22 protein-coding genes are annotated in these 24,128 nt (G+C 71.6%); 10 read left to right on the forward strand and 12 right to left on the reverse strand.

The window, feature by feature from the left end:
• Window positions 1-278: 278 nt before the first annotated feature.
• A complete protein-coding gene (locus WD341_RS00465; protein ID WP_368423434.1) occupies window positions 279-3,974 on the reverse strand; it encodes an AsmA family protein in 3,696 nt (1,231 codons plus the stop codon).
• A gap of 201 nt (window positions 3,975-4,175) precedes the next feature.
• On the opposite strand from WD341_RS00465, the gene WD341_RS00470 reads away from it, so the two are divergent.
• Both WD341_RS00470 and WD341_RS00475 read left to right on the forward strand, forming a co-directional pair.
• Complete coding sequence (locus tag WD341_RS00470) at window positions 4,176-4,421, forward strand: DUF4169 family protein (RefSeq protein ID WP_368423435.1); 246 nt, start codon at window positions 4,176-4,178, stop codon at window positions 4,419-4,421.
• Between the two features lie 5 nt (window positions 4,422-4,426).
• Window positions 4,427-5,599 carry a pyridoxal phosphate-dependent aminotransferase gene (locus tag WD341_RS00475; RefSeq protein ID WP_368423436.1) on the forward strand — a complete coding sequence of 391 codons (1,173 nt, stop codon included), beginning with the start codon at window positions 4,427-4,429 and terminating at the stop codon, window positions 5,597-5,599.
• Between the two features lie 107 nt (window positions 5,600-5,706).
• Here WD341_RS00475 and WD341_RS00480 read toward each other — a convergent pair whose 3' ends face one another.
• The gene (locus WD341_RS00480; protein WP_368423437.1) at window positions 5,707-6,081 is read right to left on the reverse strand and encodes a helix-turn-helix domain-containing protein; all 375 of its coding nucleotides are present in this window, start codon (window positions 6,079-6,081) and stop codon (window positions 5,707-5,709) included.
• A gap of 251 nt (window positions 6,082-6,332) precedes the next feature.
• Between WD341_RS00480 and WD341_RS00485 the strand changes: the two genes are divergently transcribed.
• Together WD341_RS00485 and WD341_RS00490 are read left to right on the forward strand one after the other, a co-directional pair.
• Window positions 6,333-7,349, forward strand: a complete 1,017-nt coding sequence (locus WD341_RS00485; protein WP_368423438.1) for an aldo/keto reductase — start codon at window positions 6,333-6,335, stop codon at window positions 7,347-7,349.
• Window positions 7,350-7,413: 64 nt separating this feature from the next.
• The gene (locus tag WD341_RS00490) at window positions 7,414-8,262 is read left to right on the forward strand and encodes a fumarylacetoacetate hydrolase family protein (protein ID WP_368423439.1); all 849 of its coding nucleotides are present in this window, start codon (window positions 7,414-7,416) and stop codon (window positions 8,260-8,262) included.
• Window positions 8,263-8,329: 67 nt separating this feature from the next.
• Here the strand turns inward: WD341_RS00490 and WD341_RS00495 are convergent, their stop codons facing one another.
• Together WD341_RS00495 and WD341_RS00500 are read right to left on the reverse strand one after the other, a co-directional pair.
• Complete coding sequence (locus WD341_RS00495) at window positions 8,330-8,542, reverse strand: hypothetical protein (RefSeq protein ID WP_368423440.1); 213 nt, start codon at window positions 8,540-8,542, stop codon at window positions 8,330-8,332.
• 114 nt (window positions 8,543-8,656) lie between these two features.
• On the reverse strand, window positions 8,657-9,946 hold the full coding sequence (locus WD341_RS00500) for an ArgE/DapE family deacylase (protein ID WP_368423441.1): 1,290 nt from the start codon (window positions 9,944-9,946) through the stop codon (window positions 8,657-8,659).
• A gap of 165 nt (window positions 9,947-10,111) precedes the next feature.
• On the opposite strand from WD341_RS00500, the gene WD341_RS00505 reads away from it, so the two are divergent.
• From WD341_RS00505 to WD341_RS00515, 3 genes are all read left to right on the forward strand, one after another.
• The gene (locus WD341_RS00505) at window positions 10,112-11,212 is read left to right on the forward strand and encodes a M14 family metallopeptidase (RefSeq protein ID WP_368423442.1); all 1,101 of its coding nucleotides are present in this window, start codon (window positions 10,112-10,114) and stop codon (window positions 11,210-11,212) included.
• 53 nt (window positions 11,213-11,265) lie between these two features.
• Window positions 11,266-12,708: an aldehyde dehydrogenase family protein gene (locus tag WD341_RS00510; RefSeq protein ID WP_368423443.1), complete on the forward strand. Its 1,443-nt coding sequence runs from the start codon at window positions 11,266-11,268 to the stop codon at window positions 12,706-12,708.
• 200 nt (window positions 12,709-12,908) lie between these two features.
• Window positions 12,909-13,970, forward strand: a complete 1,062-nt coding sequence (locus tag WD341_RS00515) for a fatty acid desaturase (protein WP_368423444.1) — start codon at window positions 12,909-12,911, stop codon at window positions 13,968-13,970.
• A gap of 42 nt (window positions 13,971-14,012) precedes the next feature.
• On the opposite strand, the gene folE is transcribed toward WD341_RS00515, so the two are convergent.
• The 5 genes from folE to WD341_RS00540 form a co-directional block, all read right to left on the reverse strand.
• A complete protein-coding gene (gene folE / locus WD341_RS00520) occupies window positions 14,013-14,609 on the reverse strand; it encodes a GTP cyclohydrolase I FolE (protein WP_368423445.1) in 597 nt (198 codons plus the stop codon).
• Between the two features lie 132 nt (window positions 14,610-14,741).
• Entirely contained in the window at window positions 14,742-15,845 is a 1,104-nt protein-coding gene (hppD, locus tag WD341_RS00525; RefSeq protein ID WP_368423446.1) for a 4-hydroxyphenylpyruvate dioxygenase, read from the reverse strand.
• Window positions 15,846-15,863: 18 nt separating this feature from the next.
• Window positions 15,864-16,781: a phenylalanine 4-monooxygenase gene (gene phhA / locus WD341_RS00530; protein ID WP_368423447.1), complete on the reverse strand. Its 918-nt coding sequence runs from the start codon at window positions 16,779-16,781 to the stop codon at window positions 15,864-15,866.
• 100 nt (window positions 16,782-16,881) lie between these two features.
• On the reverse strand, window positions 16,882-17,364 hold the full coding sequence (locus WD341_RS00535; protein WP_368423448.1) for an Lrp/AsnC family transcriptional regulator: 483 nt from the start codon (window positions 17,362-17,364) through the stop codon (window positions 16,882-16,884).
• Window positions 17,365-17,436: 72 nt separating this feature from the next.
• Window positions 17,437-17,820 (reverse strand): cytochrome c family protein, encoded by a 384-nt coding sequence (locus WD341_RS00540; RefSeq protein WP_368423449.1) that lies wholly within the window; start codon window positions 17,818-17,820, stop codon window positions 17,437-17,439.
• A gap of 268 nt (window positions 17,821-18,088) precedes the next feature.
• Here WD341_RS00540 and WD341_RS00545 point away from each other — a divergent pair, with 268 nt between their 5' ends.
• A complete protein-coding gene (locus WD341_RS00545; RefSeq protein WP_368423450.1) occupies window positions 18,089-18,433 on the forward strand; it encodes a metalloregulator ArsR/SmtB family transcription factor in 345 nt (114 codons plus the stop codon).
• A 20-nt stretch (window positions 18,434-18,453) separates the two neighbouring features.
• Here the strand turns inward: WD341_RS00545 and WD341_RS00550 are convergent, their stop codons facing one another.
• The gene (locus WD341_RS00550) at window positions 18,454-19,557 is read right to left on the reverse strand and encodes a magnesium transporter CorA family protein (RefSeq protein WP_368423451.1); all 1,104 of its coding nucleotides are present in this window, start codon (window positions 19,555-19,557) and stop codon (window positions 18,454-18,456) included.
• 79 nt (window positions 19,558-19,636) lie between these two features.
• Window positions 19,637-20,968 (reverse strand): ABC1 kinase family protein, encoded by a 1,332-nt coding sequence (locus WD341_RS00555; protein WP_368423619.1) that lies wholly within the window; start codon window positions 20,966-20,968, stop codon window positions 19,637-19,639.
• Window positions 20,969-21,155: 187 nt separating this feature from the next.
• On the opposite strand from WD341_RS00555, the gene WD341_RS00560 reads away from it, so the two are divergent.
• The gene (locus WD341_RS00560; protein WP_368423452.1) at window positions 21,156-22,070 is read left to right on the forward strand and encodes an ArgK/MeaB family GTPase; all 915 of its coding nucleotides are present in this window, start codon (window positions 21,156-21,158) and stop codon (window positions 22,068-22,070) included.
• On the opposite strand, the gene WD341_RS00565 is transcribed toward WD341_RS00560, so the two are convergent.
• Window positions 22,040-22,981: a folate-binding protein YgfZ gene (locus WD341_RS00565; protein ID WP_368423453.1), complete on the reverse strand. Its 942-nt coding sequence runs from the start codon at window positions 22,979-22,981 to the stop codon at window positions 22,040-22,042. The two genes, WD341_RS00560 and WD341_RS00565, sit on opposite strands and share 31 nt — an antisense overlap.
• Window positions 22,982-23,117: 136 nt before the next feature.
• On the opposite strand from WD341_RS00565, the gene WD341_RS00570 reads away from it, so the two are divergent.
• Window positions 23,118-24,092 (forward strand): glycosyltransferase family 9 protein, encoded by a 975-nt coding sequence (locus WD341_RS00570; RefSeq protein ID WP_368423454.1) that lies wholly within the window; start codon window positions 23,118-23,120, stop codon window positions 24,090-24,092.
• Window positions 24,093-24,128 lie beyond the last annotated feature (36 nt).

Genomic DNA, 24,128 nt, shown 5'->3' on the forward strand with positions numbered 1-24,128 from the left:
TTCTCATACTGGAAGGGGTCGGCATCGCTCCTGGCGGGCTCGCTCCGCCAGGAGAAGCCCGAAGAGCGTAGCCGAAGCTACGCTCGAGGGCTGCGACGCCGCGGGCGAGCCCGCCAGGAGCGACCCGCCCCTGAACCAGCCGGGGGGCGCGGGTTATCGCCGCACAGGCCGCGTCGAAGCGCTTGCCCGATGCGCCGCATCGCGCTGCGCGCTTCTCCTTGCCTGTCCGACGATAACCCACGTGACGACCCTTCCAGTATGAGAAATCCAGGCTAAGCTCAGCCGCCCCGTCCCAGTCCCTGGATCAGACCGCGCAAGACGTCCTCCGGCTTCGGCGGGGGGCTGTCGTGCGGCGGCGCCTGGTCCTGCTCCCCGCCCGGCTCCTCCGGCGCGATCTCCAGGGCGTCGGCCGGCGGCTCGGGCTGCTGCCGGGCGCCGGGCAGCGCGTTGCGCAGGATCTGCTCCAGGGAATTGCCCCGGCTACCACCGCTCCCGCCGCCCGGGGCGATGGAGAGCGCGGCGCCCTTGAGGCGCAGGTTCGGCTCGTCGAGCGCGCCGTCCAGATCGATCTCGACCTGCGGCTCGCCCGCGTCTTCGCGGTAGAGCGCGGCCGTCACCGCCATGGTCCAGGCCGGAAGGTTCGCCAGGGTGCCGCGCGCCCGGAGCCGGGCGCCCTGCCCCGCGAGCTGCAGGTCGCTGGTCGTCGCCACGCCCTCGGCGACCCGGACCGTGCCCGACAGCTGACCGGGCCGGCCGGCGAAGGCCGAGAACAGCTCGTTGAGCGGGTTCGTGACGCCACGCAGCTCGCTGACCTGCTGGCCGAGGATGCCGAGCACGATGTTGCCGATCTGCTCCTGGGCCTGGGCCTCGAGGGTCAGCTCGCCGCCCAGCGTCGCCTGGCCGCCGAGGGCCGTGACCAGCGCGGCCTCGCTGTTGCCGCGGCTGGAGAGCTCGGCCTCCAGGTCGAGGCGGCCGCGCACGCGCTCGGTGCCGAAGGGGCGCAGGACGGCGCCGGCGTCCACCCCGGCGAAGGCCAGCGTCAGGTCGGCGGTCGGGGTGCCGGCGGCGGCGTCGAGCCGGCCGTGGGCGCTGAGCCGGCCCTCGTGGAAGATGCCCTCCAGGCGCTCCAGCGTCAGCAGGCCCGCCTCCAGCTTGGCGCGCAGCGAGGCCGGCGCCAGCACGAGCTCGCCATGGCGCAGCCCGGCGGCCTCGAGCGCCACCTCGGCGTCGAGGTCGCGCAGGGCGCCGAGCCCGAGCGGCTGGCGCGACCAGCGCGCCGCCGGATCCTGGCCACCGCCGCCGCCGTCGCCGAAGAAGCGCGCCAGGTCGAGCTCGCCGGTCGCCAGCTCGACCCCCACGAAGGGCGTCGCGCGGAGCAGGTCGAGGGACAGCGTGCCGCTCTCGATGGTCGCTCCGGCCGCACCGCTGATCTCGGAGACCTGCAGCTGCAGCGGACTGCCGGTGACTCGGGCGCGCAGGTCCAGCCCGCCGGCCCCCGGCGACAGCGGCGAGTCGCCGAGGGCGCGGCGCAGCAGCAGCGCCAAGTCGTCGTGGCGGGCGGCCAGGCGGAAGTCGACCTCCGGCAGGCCGCTGTCCAGTTCGCGCGCCGTGCCCTCGGCGACGAGCTCGGCGTCGAGAGCCGACAGGCGCGTCTCGTAGCGCGCCTCGCCGGCGCCGTAGTGGAAGGCCGAGGTCACGTCCAGGCGCTCGAGGCGGGCCAGCGGCGAGTCCGCGGGCTGGCCGAGGATCCGTGCCAGGGCCGCGCCCTCGATGCCGTTGGCCTGCAGCCGGGCGTCGCCGATTGCCAGGGCGTCCGGCAGCCCGCTGACCCGGCCCGAGGAGAAGATCGTGCCGCCGAGCGCCATCACGTCGGCGTTGTAGGTGAAGCCCTCCGCCGAGCCGGAGGCGCTGCCGCTGGCGCGCAGGCTCCCGAGCCGGGCCAGCGCGCCGTCCGCCGGCTGGCCGAGCAGGCGGCCGAGGCGGGCGGTATCGGTGACGGTGATGTCGAAGCTGCCGTCCTCGACCGAGGGAGCCTCGGGCAGGCCGGTGAAGACGCCCGACAGGCTGAAGGCGCCGCCGGCAAGGTCGCCGACGGTCAGGCGGCGCAGGGTCAGCCGACCCTGCTGCAGCGTGCCCTCGAGCGTGACCTGGCGCGCCGACTGGCCGTTGTAGGTGACCTGCCCGAGAGTGAGGTCGAGATTGGCGTCGATCGCCCCCAAGACAGCCGCCGGATGCCGGCCCGTCTCCGCGGGCGACTCGGCGGCCCGCTCCGGCCCGGCGGCCTCGCCCGTCTCGCCTGCCTGCGGCTGCGGCGCGGGCTCGGGCGCCGGCGCGGCGGCCGCAGAGTCGGCCGCAGAGTCGGCCGCAGAGTCGACCGAGGGCGGCGGCCCGCTGGCACCGGGCAGGTAGGCGTCGAGGTTGATCCGGTCGATGCTCAGGCCGATGCCGACGCCCAGCCGCTCGCGCAGCGCCAGCGCCAAGCCGCCGGTGATCCGACTGGTGTCGACCTCCAGGTCGATGCCGGTGATCGAGGCGAGCCGCGGCGTCGCGTCGAGGTCGGCAAGCAGGCTGGTCCGGCGCAGACGGTCCCCCGGCACGCCCTCGACCTCCACGCCGAGCCAGCCCAGCACGCCGCGCAGGTTATCCGCCGTCGCCTCCACGCGCCCGACGAAGCGCGGCTCGCCGGCCTCGGCGGTCAGGTCGCCGGAAAGCACCAGGTTGCCGCCACCCGGCAGCAGCGCCAGCGCCTGGTTGAGCGCCAGGCGGTCCTGATGGAGATCGGCGTTGATCAGCACCTGGCGCACCACCTCGCCCCGGTAGAGGAGGGTGTCGATCTGCAGGTCGAGCTGGCCGACCAGGCCATCCGGCAGGCTGAAGCCGCCGGCCGGCGGAACGGGATCCTGGCCGCCGCCGCCGCCGTCGGCCAGCAGGCTGTCGAGGTTCAGTCGCGAGACGCGCAGCTCGGCCGTCACCTCGGTGGGGTCGCCGAATGTCACGCCGGTCGCGCCGGCGACTGCGGTGTCGGCCATCGACAGGTCGAGCGACTCCAGCGAGAGCCGGGCGTCCCGGTAGTCGAGCCGGCCCGACAGGTTGAAGGGCTGGGCCAGGCTGCCCGGCAGCTCGGTGCCCGGCGCCGCCAGGGCCGCCAGCGCCAGCAGGCTCTCGCCGGAGAGGGTCAGGTTGCCGCGCGCGCTGGCCGCCTCGCCCGCCGTCAGCTCGCCGTTGAACCGAGCCTTAGCATCGCCGGCATCGGGCAGGGCCAGGTTGATCGTGACCGCGGTCGCGCCGCCGAGCGCGAGGCGGCCCGTCGAGAGCGAGAGCTCGAGGGGCGTCCCGCGCAACCGGGCCTCGCCCTCGACCTGGAAGGGTCCGCGCAGCGAGCCCGCCGTCAGAATGGCATCGAGCGCCTCGAGCCGCTCCTCGGTGCCGGCCGGCGCGTCGCGGTAGACGAGCGTGCCGTCGCGGATCGTGACCCGGTCGAGCGTCACCGACAGCGGGGTTGCATGCCCCGGCTCGGACTCGCCTTCGGGCACGGGTTCGTCGCTGAGCGAAGTGGGCGAGCTCGTTCCGGGAGCTGCGCCGTGCGGCGGCGAGAGATCCCAGTTGACGCGCCCGTCCGCGAGACGCTCGAGCAGGATGGTCGGCTCGACCAGCACCAGCGATCGGACCTGCAGGTCGCCGCCGAGCAGCGGCGTCAGCGCGACCCGCACCTCCAGCGTCTCCAGCGACACCATGGTCGGCTGCGAGCCCCCCTCGACGTTGGAGAGGCGCGCGCCCTCGGCGGAGAGCGTCGGCGTCGGCAACACGCTCAAGCGGAGGTCGCCCTCGATCTGAAGGCTGCGTCCCGTCGCCTCCTCGACCGCTGCCGCCAGGCGCGGCTTGAAGGCGTTCCAGTCGACCAGCAGAGGGCCGAACAGGACGACCAGGACCAGCAGCGCGAGGAGGGCGCCGGCGACGATCAGAAGCGTGCGCAAGAGGATGTTCCGGTCCCTGGCCCCGAAGGTTGGCGAAGCGCGTGGCCCTGCGAACTTAGTGGCTGCCCCGGACCTTGGCAAACCGCGCGCGGCCGCTGCCAGCTGGCGCCCGGGGAGAGGCCTCCGCCCCCTTCGAGCGGTCGCTTATGTCCCCTGGCACGCCTGTGCTAAGCCCTGTTCCTCGAAACGGAGGAGGCGGCCATGGCGGAGATCGTCAACCTGCGGCAGCAGCGCAAGGCGCGCGCCCGGGCCGAACGTGTGGAACAGGCCGCGACCAACCGGGTGCGCCACGGCCGCACCAAGGACGAGCGTCAGCGCCAGGAGAACGATGCCGAACGGCGCCGACGGCAGCTCGACGGCCTGCGTCTGGACGAACCCTCCCGCGAAAGCGTAGGCACGGACCGTCCCCCGCAGGACGGCGGGCCGGCACAGGAAGAGAGAGACTGAACTCCATGCGCTATGGTCCGCTGGTCGCCCGGCTCGCCCTCGACGGCTCCGATGGCTGGAACGTTCATTTCCGCGCGGTGGAGCGCAAGGCGCGCGGCATCGACACCCTGATCCTGACGGTCGGCGACAGCGATTTCGACAGCCCGCCCGAGGCGGTCGCCGCCTGCAAGGCGGCGCTCGACGCCGGCGAGACGCGCTACACGCCGATCCTCGGCGATCCGCGGCTGCGCGCGGCGGTCGCCGAGCGCCACGCCCGCCAGACCGGCCGGGAGACCTCGGCCGACCAGGTCGTGATCGCCGCCGGCGCGCAGAACGCGCTCTTCAGCGTCGTAATCAGCCTGCTCGGCCCCGGCGAGGAGGCGATCGTGCCGGAGCCGATGTACCTGACCTATCCGGGCACCGTGGCGACAGCGGGCGGGGTCATGGTCGTGGTGCCGAGCCCCGCCGAGCGCGCCTTTCATGTCGACCCGGCCGACATCGAGAAGGCGGTGACGCCAAACAGCCGGCTGCTCCTGATCGCCTCGCCGAACAATCCGACCGGGGCGGTGCTCGGTCGCGCGGAATGGCAGGCGATCGGCGAGATCGCGCGCGCCCACGACCTCTGGCTGGTCTCCGACGAGGTCTACGCCGACCTGGCCTACGGCGACTCGCCGGCCTATCCGGCCGCCCTGCCCGAGCTCGCCGAGCGCACGGTGGTGGTTTCCAGCCTGTCGAAGTCGCACGCCATGACCGGCTGGCGCGCCGGCTGGTCGGTCAGCCCGAATCCAGAGCTGCCCAGGCACCTGTTCCGACTGGCGATCGCCAACACCTACGGCTCGCCGCAATTCGTCCAGGACGCGGCGCTCGCGGCGCTGAAGGCGGCGCCGGCGGCGCTGCCGGCCCTGCGCGAAGCCTACGCGCGGCGTCGGCTCGAGGTTGCCGCGGCGGTCAACGCGATTCCCGGCCTGTCCTGCCGGAAGCCCGAAGGCGGCATGTTCGTGCTGGTCGACGTGCGGCAGAGCGGCCTCGGTGCCCTCGAGTTCGCCAACCGGCTGCTCGACGAGACCGGCCTGGCCCTGCTGCCGGCAGACGGCTTCGGGGCCAGCGCCACCGGCCACCTGCGGCTCAACCTGGGCACCCCGGACGCGGTGCTGAAGGATGCCATGAAGCGCCTGGCCGGCTTCGCCGCCACGCTCTGATCGCGCGCGCCGCCAAGTTGCGGCTGCCGAGCGGACAAGCAGGATCGCCCGGCAGGGACGCCTGCCGGGCGACAAGAACCGATCGGCCGCTCGGGCCGCCCGCTCGGTCAGGCGGCCTTGGCGAAGGCCTTGACCAGACGGATCAGCTGCGTCTTCACCTGCTCGTCGTCGATGCGGTTGACGGCGCGCGCCAGCTCGAGGGTCTGCCGGTCGAAGGTCCGCTCCTCCTCGACCACCGCGGTCGACTCCGTGGAGACGCCCTGCCCGTCGAGGCCTTCGAAGAAGGTGCTCACCGGTGTCTGGAGCACGTTGGCGATGTCCCAGATCCGGCTGCCGCTGATGCGATTGGCGCCGCTCTCGTACTTCTGTACCTGCTGGAAGCTGATTCCGAGCCGCTCCGCTAGATCGGACTGGCTCCACCCGAGTGCCACGCGCCGTTCACGAACCTTGCGCCCGATATGCACGTCGGTTTTATGGTACATCGTCTTTGGATCCTTCCTGGGGTTATTGCTTGCGTCATCGCAGGCAGCGCCGACGACCGGCACGGGGATGGCCTCTACATAGTATCAATAGCGTCCGAGGGCCCGAATCCTCGCAAGACGGGAAGCGTAATGTTTTGTAAACCATTCAGAATTCTGGGTGAATCGCGACCAATCCTGCTTTGGAGCTGACTCGGCCGCCCCTATCAATGGGACCTCTTCGCAGCACAATCAAGGGGAGAACAGGAGACATTATGGAATCCAGACGCATGGGCAAGAGCGGCCTCCATGTTTCCCGCATCTGTCTCGGCACGATGATGTTCGGGCTGCGCACCGACGCCGCCGAGGCCGAGCGGATCGTCGCCGATGCGGCCGAGGCGGGCGTCAACTTCATCGACACGGCCGACCAATATGCCGCTGGCGAGTCCGAGCGGATCACCGGCAAGGCCATCGCTGCCCGGCGGCACGACTGGGTGCTCGCGACCAAGGTCTGCAACCCGATGGGCGAGGGCCCGAACCGCCGCGGCCTCGGCCGCAAGTGGATCCTGCAGGCCTGCGAGGAATCGCTGGCGCGGCTGGGGTGCGACTACATCGACATCTACTACATGCACAAGGAGGACGCCGGCACGCCGCTCGAGGAGAGCGTGCGCGCCATGGCCGACCTGATCGCGGCCGGCAAGGTGCGCCACTTCGCCCTCTCCAACTTCCGCGCCTGGCGCATCGCCGAGATCTGCAACCTCTGCGACCAGGCCGGCATCGACCGCCCCATCGCCCTGCAGCCCTACTACAACGCCTTCAATCGCATGCCGGAGGTCGAGCTGCTGCCGGCCTGCGACTACTACGGCATGGGCGTCGTGCCCTACAGCCCGATGGCCCGCGGCGTCCTGTCCGGCAAGTACGACCCGGAGTCCGCACCGCCGGCCGGCACACGCGCCGGCGCCGAGGACCCGCGCATGATGCAGACCGAGTGGCGCCGCGAGTCCCTGGTGCTCGCCCGCCGCATCAAGGCGCACGCCGAGCAGCGCGGCATTACCGCCGGGCAGTTCGCCACCGCCTGGGTGCTCGCCAATCCGCTGATAACCTCGGTCATCGCCGGGCCGCGCACCTTCGAGCAGTGGCGCGACTACCTGGGCGCCGTCGAGGTCGCGCTGACCCCCGAGGACGAGACGCTGATCGACGGGATGGTCTCCCCAGGCCACCCCTCGACGCCGGGCTACACCGATCCCGCCTACCCGGTCGAAGGCCGGCCGGTCCCGCGCCGCACACCCTGAGACGCCGCCCGCGGCGACGCCTTCTCGTTCCAACCAAGAACCATCCAGACGGAGGAAATTTCGAATGAAGCTCCTGCGATTCGGCCCGGCGGGCCGCGAGCGCGCCGGCCTGCTCGACGACCAGGGCCGGCTGCGCGACCTCTCCGGCACGGTCGCCGACATCGACGGCCGCGCCCTGTCGCCCGACGGCCTGGCGCGGCTCCGCGACCTCGACCCCAGCAGCCTGCCCGAGGTCGAGGGCGAGCCGCGGCTCGGTCCCTGCGTCGGCGCGGTCGGCAAGCTGATCTGCGTCGGCCTCAACTACGCCAAGCACGCCGCGGAGTCGGGCGTCGAGCCGCCGCGCGAGCCGGTGCTCTTCGCCAAGGCGACCAGCGCCATCGTCGGCGCGAACGACGACATCATGCTGCCCGAGAACTCGACCAAGATGGACTGGGAGGTCGAGCTCGGCGTGGTGATTGGCCGGCGCGCACGCCACGTGCCGGAAGCCGAGGCGCTCGAGCACGTCGCCGGCTACTGCGTGGTCAACGACGTCTCGGAGCGCGCGGCTCAGCTGGAAGGCACCGGGCAGTGGATCAAGGGGAAGTCGTTCGACACCTTCGGACCTCTGGGGCCCTGGCTGGTCACGGCCGACGAGGTGCCCGGCCCGCAGGCCCTGGACGTCTTCTGCGAGGTCGAGGGCACGCGCTACCAGGACAGCAACACCGCCGACATGATCTTCCCGGTGGCCCACCTGGTGCACTATATCAGCCGCCACCTGACCCTGCTGCCCGGCGACGTCATCGCGACCGGCACGCCCTCGGGCGTCGGCATGGGCCTGAAGCCGCAGCGTTTCCTGAAGGCGGGCGACAAGGTCCGGCTCGGCATCAGCGGCCTCGGCGAGCAGCGCCAGACGGTGGTGCCCTTCAAGGTCTGAGGGGGATCATCGCCCCCCTGGGACCCCACCCCGGGGCAGAGCCGCAGGCCTCGCCCCGGGGTGCGCGCTACAGGTGCCGGCCGGTGTCGAGCAGGACCGCCGTGTACTCGCGGTAGCTCATGCCGAGCTCGCGGGCCCGCGCGACGCGGCGGCGGACCACCTCGATCGGTGGGTTATCCCAGGCCGCGGCCAGGGCCTTCTCCCAGAGGCGGACACGCGCGCCACGCTCGGGATCGAGCGGCGGGCCCTGGTTGTGGCCGATGGCGATGGGCTGCTGCACGGACGGGCGTCTGGGGGGTCTGGCGTCGGGTCTGGGATCGAGCTGTCCCTGCCGCCAGTCTAGCTCGCTGCACTGCAACAGGCTAGAAGGGCGGCCGCCCTTCTCCCGCCACGCCTACCCGAGGGATTCCAGGCCGCACCACTCCGCGACGAACAGCGCGATCGTGCCGGTGACGCGCTTCAGCGAGGCCAGGCTGACCCGCTCGTCGAAGGCGTGGATGTTCTCGGAGTAGGGCCCGTAGACCAAGCAGGGCGTGTCCTGGTAGAGCACGAACACCCGGGCGTCGAGGTAGCCGGCGGTGACGAAGCTCTCCAGCGACCGGCCGTAGCTGGTCAGGTGCGCGCGCCCGAGCGTCGCCTCGGCCTCGCTGCCTTCCTCCAGCACGTAGCCCTCCGCGAAGAAGCCGTTCCAGGCGACCTCGGGCGGGTTGTTGGCCAGGAAGGCGTCGCCGCGCGCGGCCTCCGCCAGACAGGCCTCGATCTCGGCCGCGGCGTCGGCGGCGCGCACGCCGGGAAAGATCGCGATGCGCGCGTCGAAGCTGCACCAGGCCGGCACCGAGGACGCCCAGTCGCCGCCGGCGATCTTGCCGACGTTGAAGTTGATCGGGTGGTCCAGCGTCTCGAAGTGTCGGTGGTCGCCCTTGCGCTCGTTCCAGCGCTCCTCCAGGCCGCGCAGCGCCTGGATCAGCCGGTAGGCCGCCTCGATGGCGTTGGCACCCTTGCCGGCCTCGCGGACATGGACCGGCACGCCGCGCACCGTGACCTTGAACCACAGCACGCCGCAGTTGGCGCGCACCAGCTTGTCGTCCTCCGGCTCCGGGATGATCGCGGCGTCGGCCTGATAGCCGCGCGCCAGGCAGGCCAGGGCGCCGTTGCCGGTGCACTCCTCCTCGACCACCGACTGCAGGTGGACGCGGCCGGCCGGCTGCCAGCCGAGGCGGCGCAGCGCGTCGAGCGCGTAGAGGTTGGCGGCCAGCCCGGCCTTCATGTCGCCCGAGCCGCGTCCATAGAGCCAGTCGCCCTCGCGCTTCGGCTCGAAGGGCGGCGCCGTCCACATCTCGGCGGGTCCCGTCGGCACGACGTCGACGTGGCCGTTGAGAATCAGCGAGCGGCCCCGCTCGTCGCGCGGCCGGTGCGTCGCGACGACGTTGAAGGCGTCGGCGTAGTCGATGGTGACGGGCGAGAAGCCGGGATGGTCCCGGATCGCGTCCAGATCGATCGCCCAGCGGTCGACGGCGTAGCCGCGCGTCCGGTAGGCGTCGTGGAGGAAGTCCTGGGCGGTCTGCTCCTGGCCGCGCAGCGACGGCTTGCGGATCAGCTCCGAAAGGAAGCCGATCTGCTCCTCGAAGCCTGCATCGACCGCCTCGAGAATGCGTTTTTGCGTCGCCGCGTCGGGTTTCGTCATGGTCTCTCGTTTCCTCCTGAAAGGCCGGCAAGGCTATCGACAGCGGCGCAGGCTTGCCAGCCCTTCCCTTTGCCACGCGACGCGTTAGGCTCTGGCGCTTCGCCTTTCCCCGGGCCCCGCCGACGCAGGGCCCGCGGGAGCCCGCCCCTTCAGGAGACAAGCCGCATGGACCTGCTGACCGCCGCCGGAACCTATTTCGCCGAGGACTACCGAGAGGCGCGGCGCAAGTTCCTGGCCGCCTGCGAGACCGCCGGCGTCGCCCCGACCAGCTACGCCAACCCGCACCAGGGGCCCCACGGCGAGGAGCTGGCGACCGACGTCGCCTGGTTCGGCCCGGCCGACGCCAGGAAGGTCCTGGTCATGGTCTCCTCGACCCACGGCGTCGAGGGCTTCCCCGGCTCGGCCGGCCAGTGCGACTGGATCGAGAACGGCCGCGGCGCGCTGCCCGCGGATGTCGGGGTTCTGGTCGTCCATGCCGTCAATCCCTACGGCTTCGCCTGGCTGCGCCGGGTCACCGAGGAGGGCATCGACCTCAATCGCAACTGGGTCGACTTCGACCAGCCGCTGCCCGAGAACCCGGGCTACGAGGAGCTGCACGAGGCGCTGGTGCCGCGCTCGCTCGACGAGACGACCCTCGCCGCGGCGGACCGGAAGATCCAGGCCTACCGCGAGGCGCACGGCGACACCCAGCTGAACATGGCGCGCTCCGGCGGCCAGTACCGCCACGCCGGCGGCGTGTTCTTCGGCGGCAGCGAGCCGGCCTGGTCTCGGCGCACCCTGGAGCGCATCGTCGCCGAGCACGACCTGGCCGGTCGCGACCTGGTCGCCGTCGTCGACTACCACACCGGCCTCGGCCCCTTCGGCTACGGCGAGCCGATCGCCGACCACACGCCGGGCTCGATCAACGTCCGGCGCGCGCTGGCCTGGTACGGCGATTCCGTGACCCAGCCGCGGCTCGGCACCTCCTCCTCGGTGCCGAAGACCGGCCTCGCCGAGTACGGCTGGGAGCGCCTGCTCGGCGAGACGGTCACCTTCATCGCCCTGGAGTACGGCACCTACGCGCCGCCGCGCGGCATGCAGGTGCTGCGCCAGGACCACTGGCTGCACAACGAGACCAACGTCGACTGGAACGATCCCACGACGCGGCGCATCAAGGCAGAGATCCGCGCGCACTTCGCGCCGCAGATGCCCGATTGGCAGGAGATGGTTCTGTTCCGCAGCCGCCAGATCCAGCGCCAGGCCCTGATCGGCCTCGCCGCCGCCTGATCCCCTCGCCTGCGAGCGCCGGGCGCCGAACAAAAGACCGGAGGAGAGACCCCATGACCATCCACGCCAACCTGATCGACGGCGACTGGGTCGAAGGCCCGAACAGCAGCGAGAACCGCAACCCCTCGGACCTCTCCGACGTCGTCGGCCTCTATGCCCAGGGCGACGCGGGCCAGGCCGAGCAGGCGGTCGAGGCCGCGGCCGCCGCCTTCCCGGCCTGGTCGAGGAGCACGCCGCAGCAGCGCTTCGACATCCTGGACGCCGCGGGCACCGAGATCCTCGCGCGCAAGGAGGAGCTCGGCCGGCTGCTCAGCCGCGAGGAGGGCAAGACCCTGCCCGAGGGCATCGGCGAGGCGGCGCGCGCCGGCCAGATCTTCAAGTTCTTCGCCGGCGAGACCCTGCGGGTCGCCGGCGAGCGCCTCGCCTCGGTGCGCCCCGGGGTGATCGCCGACGTGCTGCGCGAGCCGACCGGGGTGGTCGGCCTGATCACGCCTTGGAACTTTCCGATCGCGATCCCGGCCTGGAAGCTGGCGCCGGCGCTCGCCTACGGCAACACCGTGGTCATGAAGCCGGCCGACCTGGTGCCGGGCTGCGCCTGGGCGCTGGCCGACATCCTGCAGCGCGCCGGCCTGCCCAAGGGCGTGTTCAATCTGGTGATGGGCCGCGGCTCCGTGGTCGGCGAGGCGATCCTCGCCTCGCCCAAGGTCGCCGCGATCTCCTTCACCGGCTCGGTCAAGACCGGCCGGCAGGTCGCCCGGCGCTGCATCGAAGGGGAGGCGCTGAAGAAGTTCCAGCTCGAGATGGGCGGTAAGAATCCCTTCGTCGTGCTCGACGACGCCGACCTCGAGGTCGCCGCCAACGCGGCGCTCAACGGGGCCTTCTTCTCGACCGGCCAGCGCTGCACCGCCTCCTCCCGGCTGATCGCCACCGAGGGCGTCCACGACCGCTTCGTCGAGGCTCTGACCGCCAAGCTGAAGGCCCTGACCGTCGATCACGCCCTCAAGGAGGGCACGCAGATCGGCCCGGTGGTCGATCAGCGCCAGCTCGACCAGGACCTGGAGTACCTGCGCATCGGCCAGGACGAGGGCGCCCGCCTGGCCTGGGGCGGCGAGCGGCTGAACCGCGAGACCGAGGGCTTCTACCTGCAGCCGGCGCTCTTCACCGAGACCGACAACAGCATGCGCATCAATCGCGAGGAGATCTTCGGCCCAGTCGCCTCGGTGATCCGGGTCAAGGACTACGAGAGCGCCCTTGCGGTCGCCAACGACACCCCGTTCGGCCTGTCCGCCGGGATCGCCACGACCAGCCTGAAGCACGCCGAGCACTTCAAGCGGAACAGCGAGGCCGGGATGGTCATGGTCAACCTGCCGACCGCCGGGGTCGACTATCACGTGCCCTTCGGCGGCCGAAAGAACTCGAGCTACGGGGCGCGCGAGCAGGGTCGCTACGCCGCCGAGTTCTACACCACGGTGAAGACGGCCTACAGCCAGCCCTGAGCCCGCGGCAGGCCGACTCGCGCGCGGCCATGGAGCCCGTACGCATACGGGGACCGGCGGAGCGGCAGGTCACCGCTGGCGAGGCACCGAGATTGAATCGATTCCCTTTGCACGCGGGGTAGATGACGCGCGGCTATGGGCGTACCATATGAACTGGGTGCGCCGGTCCCATTTGACCCCGCGAAACGAAAGACTTCTACATGCTCGATTCGAATCCGGTCGCCTCGACCGAGGGCTGGAAATCCGCTCGACCGTCTCGCGAAGAGGCGCTTGAGCTGCAGCGGTCGGTCGCGGCCTTCCAGCAAGCCCAGGCGCCCCGCGCGATCTGGCAGCTGGTCAACTCCCTGGGCGGCCTGGTCGCCACTGCCGGCGCCATGTACGCCGCCCTCAGCGTCTCCTTCTGGCTGTCCTTGGCGCTGGCGCCGCTGGCGGCCGGCTTCCTGGTGCGGGTCTTCATCCTGCAGCACGACTGCGGCCACGGCTCCCTCTTCGCCAGCCGCACGGCCAACCGTTGGGTCGGCCGCCTGTGCAGCCTCTTCACCATGACCCCCTTCGAGGCCTGGAGTCGCCAGCACGCCATTCACCATGTCGTCTGGAACGACCTCGATCGCCGGCAGAGCGGCGCCGACATCTACTCCTCCTGCCTGACGGTCGAGGAGTACCGCGCGATGAGCCCTTGGCAGCAGCTCGGCTACCGCGCCGTGCGGCATCCGCTGGTCGCCAACCTGCTGATCCCGCCCTTCGTCTTCCTGATCCTCTACCGCCTGCCCTTCGACATGCCGCCCGACTGGCGGCGCGAGCGCAACGCGGTCTACCTGACCGACCTGGCCCTGTTCCTCTTCTACGGCGGGCTTGCCTGGATCTTCGGCCTCGCCGCCATGGCCGCCGTGCAGATCCCGATCATCGTCTGCGCCAGCATCGCCGGCGTCTGGCTGTTCAGCGTGCAGCATCGCTTCGAGAACACGGCCTGGCTCCGGCACGAGAACTGGAGCTACGAGCAGGCAGCCCTCGGCGGCTCGCTGCACCTGAAGCTGCCGCGCGTGCTTCAGTGGTTCACCGCCAACATCGGCCTGCACCACATCCACCATCTCAATCCGCGGGTGCCAAACTATCGGCTGCAGGACTGCTACGACGCGACGCCGGCGCTGCAGAGCGGGCCGAGCATGCATCTGCCGGCGGCACTGCTGCAGTGGCGCTATACCCTGTGGGACGAGACGCTGGAGCGCATGGTGCCCTTCTCGGCGGCGCGCGCCGCGCGCTGAGGCTAACGGCTCGGCCGGGCGGCGGGATGCCGCCCCGGCCGGTCAGCCGCCGTGGCCGATCAGGCGCAGGAATTCCTGGCGGGTGCGACGATCGCTGCGAAAGCTGCCCAGCACGCAGGAGGTGACCATCGAGACCCCTTCCTTGCGCACGCCGCGGGTCGTCATGCACTGATGGGTCGCCTCGATGACGACGCCGACGCCGTGAGGCTGCAGCGTCGTCTCGACGGCCTTGGCGATCTGGCTGGTCAGGCGCTCCTGGATCTGCAGGCGCCGGGCGTAGCCCTCGACGACCCGCACCAGCTTCGAGATGCCCACGACCCGCCGATCGGGCAGGTAGGCGACATGCGCCTTGCCGATGATCGGCGCGAGGTGGTGCTCGCAGTGGCTGACGAAGTCGATGTCGCGCAGCACCACGATCTCGTCGTAGCCCTCGACCTCGTCGAAGGTGCGGTTCAGATAGTCCTGCGGGTCGATGAGATAGCCGCCGAACCACTCCTCGAAGGCCTGGGCGACGCGTTTGGGCGTGTCGCGCAGGCCCTCGCGCGCGGGGTCGTCCCCGGCCCAGCGCAGCAGCGTATGGACCGCCGCCTCCGCCTCGTCGCGGCTCGGGCGGTCGTCTTCGGAAGCGGAACTCGTCACCTGCGGCCTGTCCATTCGCTGCCTGGTTCGCGGGAGGAAGCGCGACCCTAGAGCAGAAGGGCGCCCAAGGAAATCCCGCGTCCCAAGGGAATCGTGCGCCCCAAGGCAATCTGCACCGTCGGCGACCGGGAGCTACTTCGCGCCCTGCAGCACGCCGCGCTTGATCTGGTCCTGCTCGATGGATTCGAAGAGCGCCCGGAAGTTGCCCTCGCCGAAGCCCTCGTCGCCCTTGCGCTGGATGATCTCGAAGAAGATCGGGCCGATCACCGTGGCGGTGAATATCTGCAGCAGGCGGCCGCCGTCGGCGGTCGGCGCGCCGTCGATGAGGATGCCGTTGCGCTTCAGGCGATCGAGATCCTCGCCGTGCTGGGGCACCCGCTCGTCGACCTTTTCGTAGTAGGTGTCCGGCGGCGGGTCCATGAAGGTGACGCCGCGCGCGCGCAGGCCCTCGACCGTCGCGTAGATGTCGCCGGTGCCCAGCGCGATATGCTGGATGCCCTCGCCCTTGTAGGCCTTGAGGTATTCCTCGATCTGGCTGACATCGTCCGCCGACTCGTTGATCGGAATGCGGATCTTCCCGTCGGGGCTGGTCATCGCCCGGCTGCGCAGACCGGTCAGCTTGCCCTCGATGTCGAAGTAGCGGATTTCCTTGAAGTTGAAGAGCTTCTCGTAGAAGCCGGCCCAGGTGTCCATGCGGCCGCGATGGACGTTGTGGGTCAGGTGGTCGATGTAGGTGAGGCCGGCGCCCTCAGGCGCCGCCGCGCTGCCCTCGATCGGCTCGAAGTCCACATCGTAGATCGAGCCCTTGGGTCCATAACGGTCGACCAGGTAGATCAGCGAGCCGCCGATGCCCTCGAGCGCCGGAATGTTGAGCTCCATCGGGCCGACGCGGTTCTCGACCGGCTTGGCGCCCAGCTCGATGGCGCGACGGTAGGCAGCGGCCGCGTCGACGACCCGGAAGGCCATGGCGCAGGCCGAGGGGCCATGGACCTTAGCGAAGGCCTGGGCGAAGGAATCGGGCTCGGCGTTGACGACGAAGTTCACGCCGCCCTGGCGATAGAGCGTCACGTCCTTGGAGCGATGGCGCGCCACGGCGGTGAAGCCGAGCGACAGGAACAGCGCGGCGAGCGCCCGGGGGTCGGGGGCGGTGTACTCGACGAACTCGAAGCCGTCCGTGCCCATGGGATTGACGTCGTCGACGACGGCCGGCGTGCCGTCCTTGGGAAAGGGGCCCATCGTGCTCTCTGCTCCTCGCTAGACTGTCGGTCGGGCGGCGTGGTAGCGGCCGTTGCCGCGGTGCAGCAGGCGGTCGCCCGGCAGCAGCCTGCCCGGCTCGACATCCTGGAGCGCCGCGACGCGGTCGTAGAGCGGCGCGAAGTCGATCTCGGCAAGTCGCAGCAGCTCGTCGAAATCGCGCACCACGAAGTAGCTCTCCTGAAAGTCGTCGATGCGGTAGCGGGTGCGCATCACGCGCTCCAGGTCGAAGGCGATGCGGTTCGGCGAGTCGTCCTCCAGGGCGAAGAGGGTCTCGCTGTGCGAGGAGAGGATGCCGGCGCCGTAGATCTCGAGCCCGCCGGCGCCGGCGACCAGGCCGAACTCCACGGTGTACCAGTAGAGCCGCGCGAGGCGGTGCAGCACCTTGCGGCCGAGCGCGCGCAGGCCGCCCTGGCCGTAGGCCTGCATGTAGTCGGCGAAGACGGGGTCCATGAGCATCGGCACGTGGCCGAAGATGTCGTGGAACAGGTCCGGCTCTTCCAGGTAGTCGAGCTCGTCCGGCCGGCGGATCCAGTGCGCCGCCGGGAAGCGGCGGTTGGCCAGGTGCTCGAAGAAGACCGCGTCCGGCACCAGCCCCGGCACCGCCACGACGCGCCAGCCCGTCGTGCGCTCCAGCGCATCGGACAGCGCCTCGAAGTCGGGCACCGCCTCGCCGCCGAACGGCAGGCGGGCCAGCCCCTTCAGGAAGGCCGGACAGGCGCGGGCGGGCAGCAGCCCGCTCTGGCGCTCGAACAGCCGGCGCCAGACCGCGTGGTCCTCGGGCCCGTACTCGCTCCAGCGCTGCTCGACGCTGTAGTCGGCCGCGACCGGTCGCGGCGAGCCACGGAAGGACTTGTCCCAGAGGATCGCGCCGGCTTCGCAAGCACTGCCTGCCGGCCGGCTCGGTTCTGCGCGCATCGAAGCCTCCTCGTCGGGGATCGACGACAGCCTTCAGCCTAGCGCGAATCCACGGCCATTAGCTGCCCAAGACGGCGCCATTTGTTGCCGCATTGGCAGATTATTCCAACGTCAAGGGCAGATCCCCGCGTTCCTTGATCGCCTCGATGACGAAGGAGGTATGGACGTCCTTGACGCCGGGCAGGCGAATCAGCTGGTCGCGGGTGAAGCGGCCGTAGGCCTCCAGGTCGGTGACCACGACATGCAGCAGGAAGTCCATGTCGCCGGCCATCATCCAGACCCCGACGACCTCCGGCAGGCGCCGCACCTCGCGCTCGAAGGCGTCGGTGTCGGCGTCCTTGTGGCGCTCGATGTTGACCCGCACGAAGCCCTCGATGCCGAGGCCGAGGCGGCCGCGATCGAGCAGGGCCGCATAGCCGCGGATGTAGCCCTCGCTCTCCAGCTGCTTCAGCCGCCGCAGGCAGGGCGAGGGCGACAGGCCGACCCGCTCGGCGAGCTCGGCGTTGCTGATCCGACCTTCGCGCTGCAGCACCTGGAGGATGCGAAGGTCGGCGCCGGTCAGGCGCCGCGCCGGCTTGGCCATCGCACTCGGACTCCTCGTCGCCCTGCCGCCGCTGACCGCCGGGGCCCCTTTCGGAGCGCGCCGGCCGGCGGCTCAGCCGTTGGATTTCAGGTAGGCGATCACGTTGTCCAGCTCGTCCTGCTTCCTGAGGCCGGGGAAGGCCATGCGGTTGCCCTTGATGAAGCCGCGGGGGTCGGCGAGGTACTTGGCGAGGTCTTCCTCGCTCCAGACGAGCCCGCCCTCGCCGGCCTCGGTCATCGCCTTGGAGTACTTGAAGCCCTCCTTGGCAGCGGCCGGTCTGCCGACGACGCCGTGCAGATTGGGGCCGACGCGGCTGGCGCCGCCTTCATCGACGGTGTGGCAGGCCTTGCACCGGGCGAAGACCTTCTCGCCAGCCGCGGCGTCGCCCTCGGCCGAGGCGGGCTGGACGGCGAAAGCGAGCAGAAGGCCTGCAGCAGTGAGAAGGGCTTTTCGCATTCTGGACTCCCGTTTCCTCTTGCGCTTCGTTCGGCTGCCGGTTCCGCCCGGTCAGCTGGGTGCCAGCCTACCCACCGAGGCGGCAACGCGGAAGGCTCCTCGGTGACGCAGCGGTTGCGCCCGCTCGCCGGACGGGAAGGAAATGGGGTGGCGCCGAGCGGGCCATTGCGGTAACCGCGCCGCGAACCAAGATAGAAGCTGCTCTACAGCGGACGCCCGGTGCGCGCCCGACCGGGCGGCAGCCGATCCGATGCGGAAAAAGGCCACCATGATCGACCCCGTCCGGATGATGTCCAACGCCGAGCAGGCCTCGCGCTTCCTGAAGACGCTGGCGAACCCGAACCGGTTGCTGATCCTCTGCATCCTCTCCCAGGGCGAGCGCAGCGTCGGCGAGCTGGAGGGAGTGCTCAAGATCCGCCAGCCGACGCTCTCCCAGCAGCTGGCGATCCTGCGTGACGAAGCGCTCGTGGAGACCCGGCGCGACGGCAAGCAGATCTTCTACAAGCTCGCCAGCAACGAGACCGAGCGGGTCATCGGCCTGCTCTACGAGCTCTACTGCCAGGATGCCGTCGGCGAGGTGCCGCAGAGCAGTGGCCGGCAAGCCGCCCAGTAAGCCGGCGCCCGGAACCGTGCCTACAGCCAGCCGCGCCGCTTGAAGATCAGGTAGGGGATCAGCCCGGCCACCAGCATGGCGAAGAGCGCCAGCGGGTAGCCGAAGGGCCAGCCCAGCTCCGGCATGTTCTGGAAGTTCATGCCGTAGATCGAGGCGATCAGGGTCGGCGGCATGATGATCACCGAGACGACCGAGATGATCTTGATGATGCCGCTCTGCTCGTTGGCGATCAGGCCGAGCACGGCGTTGAGCAGGAAATCCGCCTTGCCCGACAGGAAGTCGGTGTAGTCCGCCAGGGTCTCGACGTCGCGCACCAGCGTCTTGAGCCGCACCTGGGTCGCCTTCGACAGCCCGTCGCGCGACGGGGCCTTGCGGTCGGCGACCTTGCCGGCGCCGTGCTGGGCGTCTCGGTCGTGACCGGCCGGCGCCTCGGCCTTGCCCGGCTCCCGCGCGACCGTGGAGACGTAGAGCAGCGCGCGCTCGATCGTCGAGAGCGATTCCCGGGCCTTGCCGGTCAGGTCGGCGACCCGGCCCAGCGCGGTCAAGAGGCCGGGATAGTCGCGCCGGCCCGCCTTGACGGCCGGCTGCTCGAAGACCTTGCGGCCGATCGCGTCGAGGGCCGCCCCCTGCAGCTCCAGGACGTCCGCGACGCGGTCGATGAGGGCGTCGAGCAGCCCGGCCAGGGTGACCTGGGCGCTGACGCAGCTCTCGGGGTTGCGCAGGACGTACTGGGCGAAGGCCTTGAACGGCAGCGGGTCCGCGTAGCGCAGGGTCAGCAGGCGCTGACCGGCCAGCACGAAGGTGACCGGCGAGACCTCCGGCAGCTCGCTCTCGGCTCTCACCAGGGCGGTTACCGTCAGGTAGACGGCGTTGGCCTCGTGATAGAGCCGGCTGGAGGGCTCGATCTCGCTGGCCTCCTCGCGGGTCGGCAGGAACAGCCAGAGGGCGGTTTCGAGGGCCTGGCGCTCCGCCGCGTCGGGCGCGACCGCGTCGATCCAGACGGCGTCCTCGGGGACGACGTCGCCGGTCGCGAAGGCGACCCGCTCGACCGACGGCTCGGCACCCCCCGGGTCACCCCCCTCCCGGTCGCCCCCCTCTGGGCGATAGCGGTAGACGTTGATCATGCGGCGCGTCGCCTCCTGCCCCGGACCTTGTGGCAAAGACCGGGACCCTAGGGAAGGGCCATCGAGCGTCGCGCGACGTTCAGGGGATTTCCTCGGCCAGCCCGACTTGCTTCAGCGCCTGCTTCTGGCGCCGGCCCAGGGCCGCGGCGTCGAATCCGGCGATCAGCTCCTGGAAGACGCGGTGCCAGTTGATCTCGGCCTTGAGGTGCAGGAACACCGAGCCCAGGCCGATCGCCGCGCGGTCCATCAGCACGAACTCTCGCGGCGGCTTGACGCCGCCCAGGCGGCGCAGCTCCTTGTGGACCTGCCCGGCGGCTTCGGCGCCCTCCATCGAGCCGCGCTCGCCCATGATCGACTGCACCCGGTCCTCGAGCAGCGGCTTGTAGAGGAAGCGCGCCCAGATGTTCAGCGCCTGCATCAGGTCCGGCTTGTCGGCGATGCCGGCGAAGCCCCAGGACTCGTAGGCCTTGATCGCCAGCGCCTCGTCGTCGGTCTCGAAGGCCCGGTAGAGGTCGATCACGCCCTCGACGAAGTCCGGCCGGAACACCCGGATGCAGCCGAAGTCGAGCAGGTTGACGCCGTCGTCGGGGCGCACCGAGTAGTTGCCCAGGTGCGGGTCGCCGTGGATCACGCCGTGATAGTAGAAGGGCACGTACCAGGCCCGGAACATGTTGAGGGCGATGGCGTCGCGCCGCTCCTGGCCTTGCGACCCCGACAGCTCCTGGGCGACCTCGAGCAGCGGCCGGCCCTCGAGCCAGGTCATGGTCAGCAGGCGCCGGGTGGTCAGCTCCGCGACCGGTTCGGGCACCGTCACGCCGGTCTCGCCGGCCAGCATCAGGCGGTAGAGCGCCATGTGTTGCGCCTCGCGCTCGTAGTCGAGCTCCTCGCGCAGCCGTGCGGTCAGCTCGGCGTAGATCTCCGAGGTGTCGATCGCCCGGTCGTACTGGCGGTAGACCGAGAAGGCGAGGCGCAGCTGCTGGACGTCGGCCTCGACCGCCGAGGCCATGTCGGGATACTGCAGCTTGCAGGCCAGCGTCCGGCCGCCGGCCTCGGCCTTGTGGACCTGGCCGAGCGAGGCCGCGGCCGCCGCCTCCCGGCCGAAGGAGTCGAAGCGCTGCTCCCAGCCCGCCCCCAGCTCCGTGCGCATGCGCCGGCGCACGAAGGGCCAGCCCATCGGCGGCGCGTTCGACTGCAGCTGGCGCAGCTCCTCGGCGTACTCGCGCGGCAGCGCCTCGGGAACGGTCGCCAGAATCTGCGCCGCCTTCATCAGCGGCCCCTTGAGGCCACCCAGCGCCGCCTTGAGCTGCTGCGAGTGCCGGCCCTTGTCGAGCGTCGTGCCGAGCACGCGGCTGCCGGCGAGCTGCGCGGCGAGCCAGCCGACTTCGCCGCCGACCCGGGCGAAGCGGCGCATGCGCCCGCCGAAGCGCGCGCCCTCGTCGCCGAAGCCGCGCACCTCGGCGCTTCCGGGTGGCTCGCGCCGGGACGCGCCGCGGTCGTCTCTTTCACCTTCCGTCATGGCGTGGGAGATGGGGGCGCCGGGTGAGAAGGTCCAGCGGGGCGGCTTGTCCCGGAATCGGGCCGCTGCCATGCTCGCCCCGATGCCGAGCTCTCCCCTCCCCCCGCTTTCCCTCGCTTCCCTCCGCGCCGGCGGCAAGGTCGCGCTGGCCCGTGCGCTGGCGCGGCTGGAATCGGCGCCGGAGGCCGCGGACGTGGTCGCCCTGCTCGAGGCCGCCTACGCCGAGCCGAGGGCCCAGGTCGTCGGCCTCACCGGGCCGCCGGGCGTCGGCAAGTCGACGCTGACCGGGCGGCTGGTCGCGGCCTACCGGGCGCGCGGCGAGCGGGTCGGGGTGATCGCCGTCGATCCCTCGTCCCGGCGCTCCGGCGGGGCGCTGCTCGGCGACCGGCTGCGCCTGCGCAGCGACGCCGAGGACGAGGGCCTGTTCGTGCGCTCGATGGCGGCGCGCGACCGGCTCGGCGGCCTCGCCGAGATCACCTGGTCGGCGGCCGTGCTGATGCGCGCGCTCTTCGACCGGGTGCTGGTCGAGACGGTCGGGGTCGGGCAGTCGGAGACCGACGTCGCCGGCATCGCCGACACGGTGGTCTTCTGCGTCCAGCCGGGCGGCGGCGACTCGCTTCAGTTCATGAAGGCGGGAATCGTCGAGATCCCGCAGGTCGCCGTGGTCACCAAGGCCGACATGGGCGCCGTCGCCCAGCGCGCGCTCGCCGACCTTGCCGGGGCGCTCTCGCTGGCCGAGCCGGAGGACGGGTGGCCGGTCCGCACCCTGGCGCTCTCGGCCGAAGCGGGCACCGGCGTGGCGGAGCTGCTGGCGGCGGTCGACGACCACTTCGCCTGGCTCGGCGAGGACCGCCGGCTGGCCGCCCGGCGCCACGTCCAGGCCGAGGCCTGGCTGCGCGCGGCGATCCTGGAGCGCTGGGGCCGCGAGGGCCTGAAGGCGCGCGGCCTGCCGTCGCTGGCCTTCGCTCAGGCGCCCTTCGCGGCGGCCGGCCGCTGAATCGCCGCCCAGTCCGGGACCCGGGGCTCGACGGTGACGCCGCCGGCCTCCAGGGACCCGGCCTCCAGCGCCTCGAGGCGCAGCAGGGCGAGCCCGCGGTCGCCCTCGACCGAGCGCAGGGTGCCGACCTCCTTGCCGCCGGCGGTGATCGCGGTGCCCGGCTCGGCGCCGCCGCCCAGGGCGACCGGCAGCAGGCGGCGCTTGACCAGGCCGCGGTAGCGGGTGCGGGCGGTCAGCTCCTGGCCCATCCAGCAGCCCTTCTGCCAGTCGATGGCGCCGAGCTCGTCGAAGCCGGCCTCGAGCAGGGTCGTCTTCTCGATCTCGAGGTCGCGGCTGCCGTCGGGCAGGCCGAGCGCCAAGCGCCGGCGGTCCCATTCGGCGGCGCCGGAGAGCGCGAAACCGGCGCCGGCCAGGCCGACCTCGGCACCGGCGCGCGGCAGCAGCAGGCGGGCGCCGGCGGCGGCCAGGCGCGGGTCGACGAAGGCGGTGCCGCCGTGCCAGGGCCGCGCCGCGCCCGGCGCCTCCGGCAGCTCCAGGGCCTCCAGGGCCCCGTCGCCATAGGCCAGCGCCACGGTCCAACCGTCCCTCAGCTCAGCGAGCTCGACCTTGGAGCGCAGCCGGTAGAGCTTCAGCCGCTTCAGCAGGTCGGGCGCGCGCCCGGCCTCGACGTCGAGCAGCAGCTCATCCTCGCCGCTGCCGTCGTGCCGGCGGTGGCCGACCAGGAAGAAGTCGTGCAGGTACTTGCCCTGAGGCGTCAGGAAGGCGCACCAGAGCGCCCGCTCGCAGCCGGCCTTGGCGACGTCGTTGGAGACCAGGCCCTGCAGGAAGGCGACGCGGTCCGGGCCGGAGATCGAGAGCACCGTGCGGCCCTCGGGTAGAAAGGCAAATCGTTCGCCGGCTCGCTCGGTCATGAGGCTCCTCTCGCTCGCTGTCGCAGCCGCCTGGAAACTTCAGGTGGCGTGCGGCGCCTGGCCTGACAAGCCATGGCACGGGGGCGCCCGATCGCCTATAAGGCGCCCTTCCCTCGCAAACCCACAGCGCGGCCCCATGCGCCTGCTCTTCGTCACCTCGACCCGCCTCGGCGACGCCGTGCTCTCGACGGGAGCGCTGGCCTGCCTGCTCGAGCGCCATCCCGGCGCCCGGGTGACGGTGGTCGCGGGCCCGGTGGCGGCGCCGATCTTCGCCGGCCTGCCGGGGCTGGAGCGCATCGTGGTGCTTCGCAAGAAGCGCTACGGCCTGCACTGGCTGCAGCTCTGGAGCCGGCTGGCCCGCTATCGCTGGGGCGTCGTCTGCGACCTGCGCGCCTCGGCCCTGGCCTGGCTGCTGCCCGCCCGCCGGCGCTACGTCATCGGCCGCAAGGACCGCTCCGAGCACCGGGTCGTCGAGCTGGGCCGCCTGCTCGGCGAGGAGACGCCGCCGCCGGCGCCGCGGCTCTGGCCGGTCCGCGCCAGCGAGGAGCTGGCCGAGCGGCTGCTGCCGCCCGGGGACGGGCCGCTGCTGGCGATCGGCCCGAGCGCGAACTGGTCCGGCAAGGTCTGGCCGGCCGAGCGCTTCGCCGAGCTGGCCCTGGCCCTGACCGGCCCCGAGGGACCCCTGCCCGGGGCCCCGGTCGTCGTGATCGCCGCCGAGCACGAGCGTCTCCAGGCCAATCCGCTGCTCGCCGCCCTGCCGCGCGAACGCCGCATCGACTTGGTCGGCAAAGCGCCCCTGCCGGTGCTGGGCGCGGTGCTGGCGCGCTGCCGGCTCTACGTCGGCAACGACAGCGGCCTGATGCATCTGGCCGCCGCCGCCGGCTGTCCGACCCTCGGCCTGTTCGGCCCCAGCCCCGAGGCGCGCTACGCGCCCTGGGGGCCCCACGCCGCCTACGTGCGCACGCCGGAGAGCTTCGAGGCCCTGACCCGCCAGCCCGGCTTCGACTTCGCGCACCGGACCCGCTGCTACATGGAGACGCTCGAGGTCGAGCCGGTCCTGGCAGCGGCGCAGGCCCTGCTGGCGCGCACGGCGAATTCCCGGCGCTCTTGACGCTCCGCTAACCACTCGACCCGCACAAAGGCTTCC

The organism is Tistlia sp., assembly GCF_040905785.1.
Classification (GTDB): domain Bacteria; phylum Pseudomonadota; class Alphaproteobacteria; order Kiloniellales; family DSM-21159; genus Tistlia.

Coding starts and splice junctions, on each gene's coding strand:
- WD341_RS00470 (WP_368423435.1), top strand. CDS start 4,176: ATGGCGGAGATCGTCAACCTGCGGCAGCAGCGCAAGGCGCGCGCCCGG.
- WD341_RS00475 (WP_368423436.1), top strand. CDS start 4,427: ATGCGCTATGGTCCGCTGGTCGCCCGGCTCGCCCTCGACGGCTCCGAT.
- WD341_RS00480 (WP_368423437.1), bottom strand. CDS start 6,081: ATGTACCATAAAACCGACGTGCATATCGGGCGCAAGGTTCGTGAACGG.
- WD341_RS00485 (WP_368423438.1), top strand. CDS start 6,333: ATGGAATCCAGACGCATGGGCAAGAGCGGCCTCCATGTTTCCCGCATC.
- WD341_RS00490 (WP_368423439.1), top strand. CDS start 7,414: ATGAAGCTCCTGCGATTCGGCCCGGCGGGCCGCGAGCGCGCCGGCCTG.
- WD341_RS00500 (WP_368423441.1), bottom strand. CDS start 9,946: ATGACGAAACCCGACGCGGCGACGCAAAAACGCATTCTCGAGGCGGTC.
- WD341_RS00505 (WP_368423442.1), top strand. CDS start 10,112: ATGGACCTGCTGACCGCCGCCGGAACCTATTTCGCCGAGGACTACCGA.
- WD341_RS00510 (WP_368423443.1), top strand. CDS start 11,266: ATGACCATCCACGCCAACCTGATCGACGGCGACTGGGTCGAAGGCCCG.
- WD341_RS00515 (WP_368423444.1), top strand. CDS start 12,909: ATGCTCGATTCGAATCCGGTCGCCTCGACCGAGGGCTGGAAATCCGCT.
- hppD (WP_368423446.1), bottom strand. CDS start 15,845: ATGGGCCCCTTTCCCAAGGACGGCACGCCGGCCGTCGTCGACGACGTC.
- phhA (WP_368423447.1), bottom strand. CDS start 16,781: ATGCGCGCAGAACCGAGCCGGCCGGCAGGCAGTGCTTGCGAAGCCGGC.
- WD341_RS00535 (WP_368423448.1), bottom strand. CDS start 17,364: ATGGCCAAGCCGGCGCGGCGCCTGACCGGCGCCGACCTTCGCATCCTC.
- WD341_RS00540 (WP_368423449.1), bottom strand. CDS start 17,820: ATGCGAAAAGCCCTTCTCACTGCTGCAGGCCTTCTGCTCGCTTTCGCC.
- WD341_RS00545 (WP_368423450.1), top strand. CDS start 18,089: ATGATCGACCCCGTCCGGATGATGTCCAACGCCGAGCAGGCCTCGCGC.
- WD341_RS00550 (WP_368423451.1), bottom strand. CDS start 19,557: ATGATCAACGTCTACCGCTATCGCCCAGAGGGGGGCGACCGGGAGGGG.
- WD341_RS00555 (WP_368423619.1), bottom strand. CDS start 20,968: ATGCGCCGCTTCGCCCGGGTCGGCGGCGAAGTCGGCTGGCTCGCCGCG.
- WD341_RS00560 (WP_368423452.1), top strand. CDS start 21,156: ATGCCGAGCTCTCCCCTCCCCCCGCTTTCCCTCGCTTCCCTCCGCGCC.
- WD341_RS00565 (WP_368423453.1), bottom strand. CDS start 22,981: ATGACCGAGCGAGCCGGCGAACGATTTGCCTTTCTACCCGAGGGCCGC.
- WD341_RS00570 (WP_368423454.1), top strand. CDS start 23,118: ATGCGCCTGCTCTTCGTCACCTCGACCCGCCTCGGCGACGCCGTGCTC.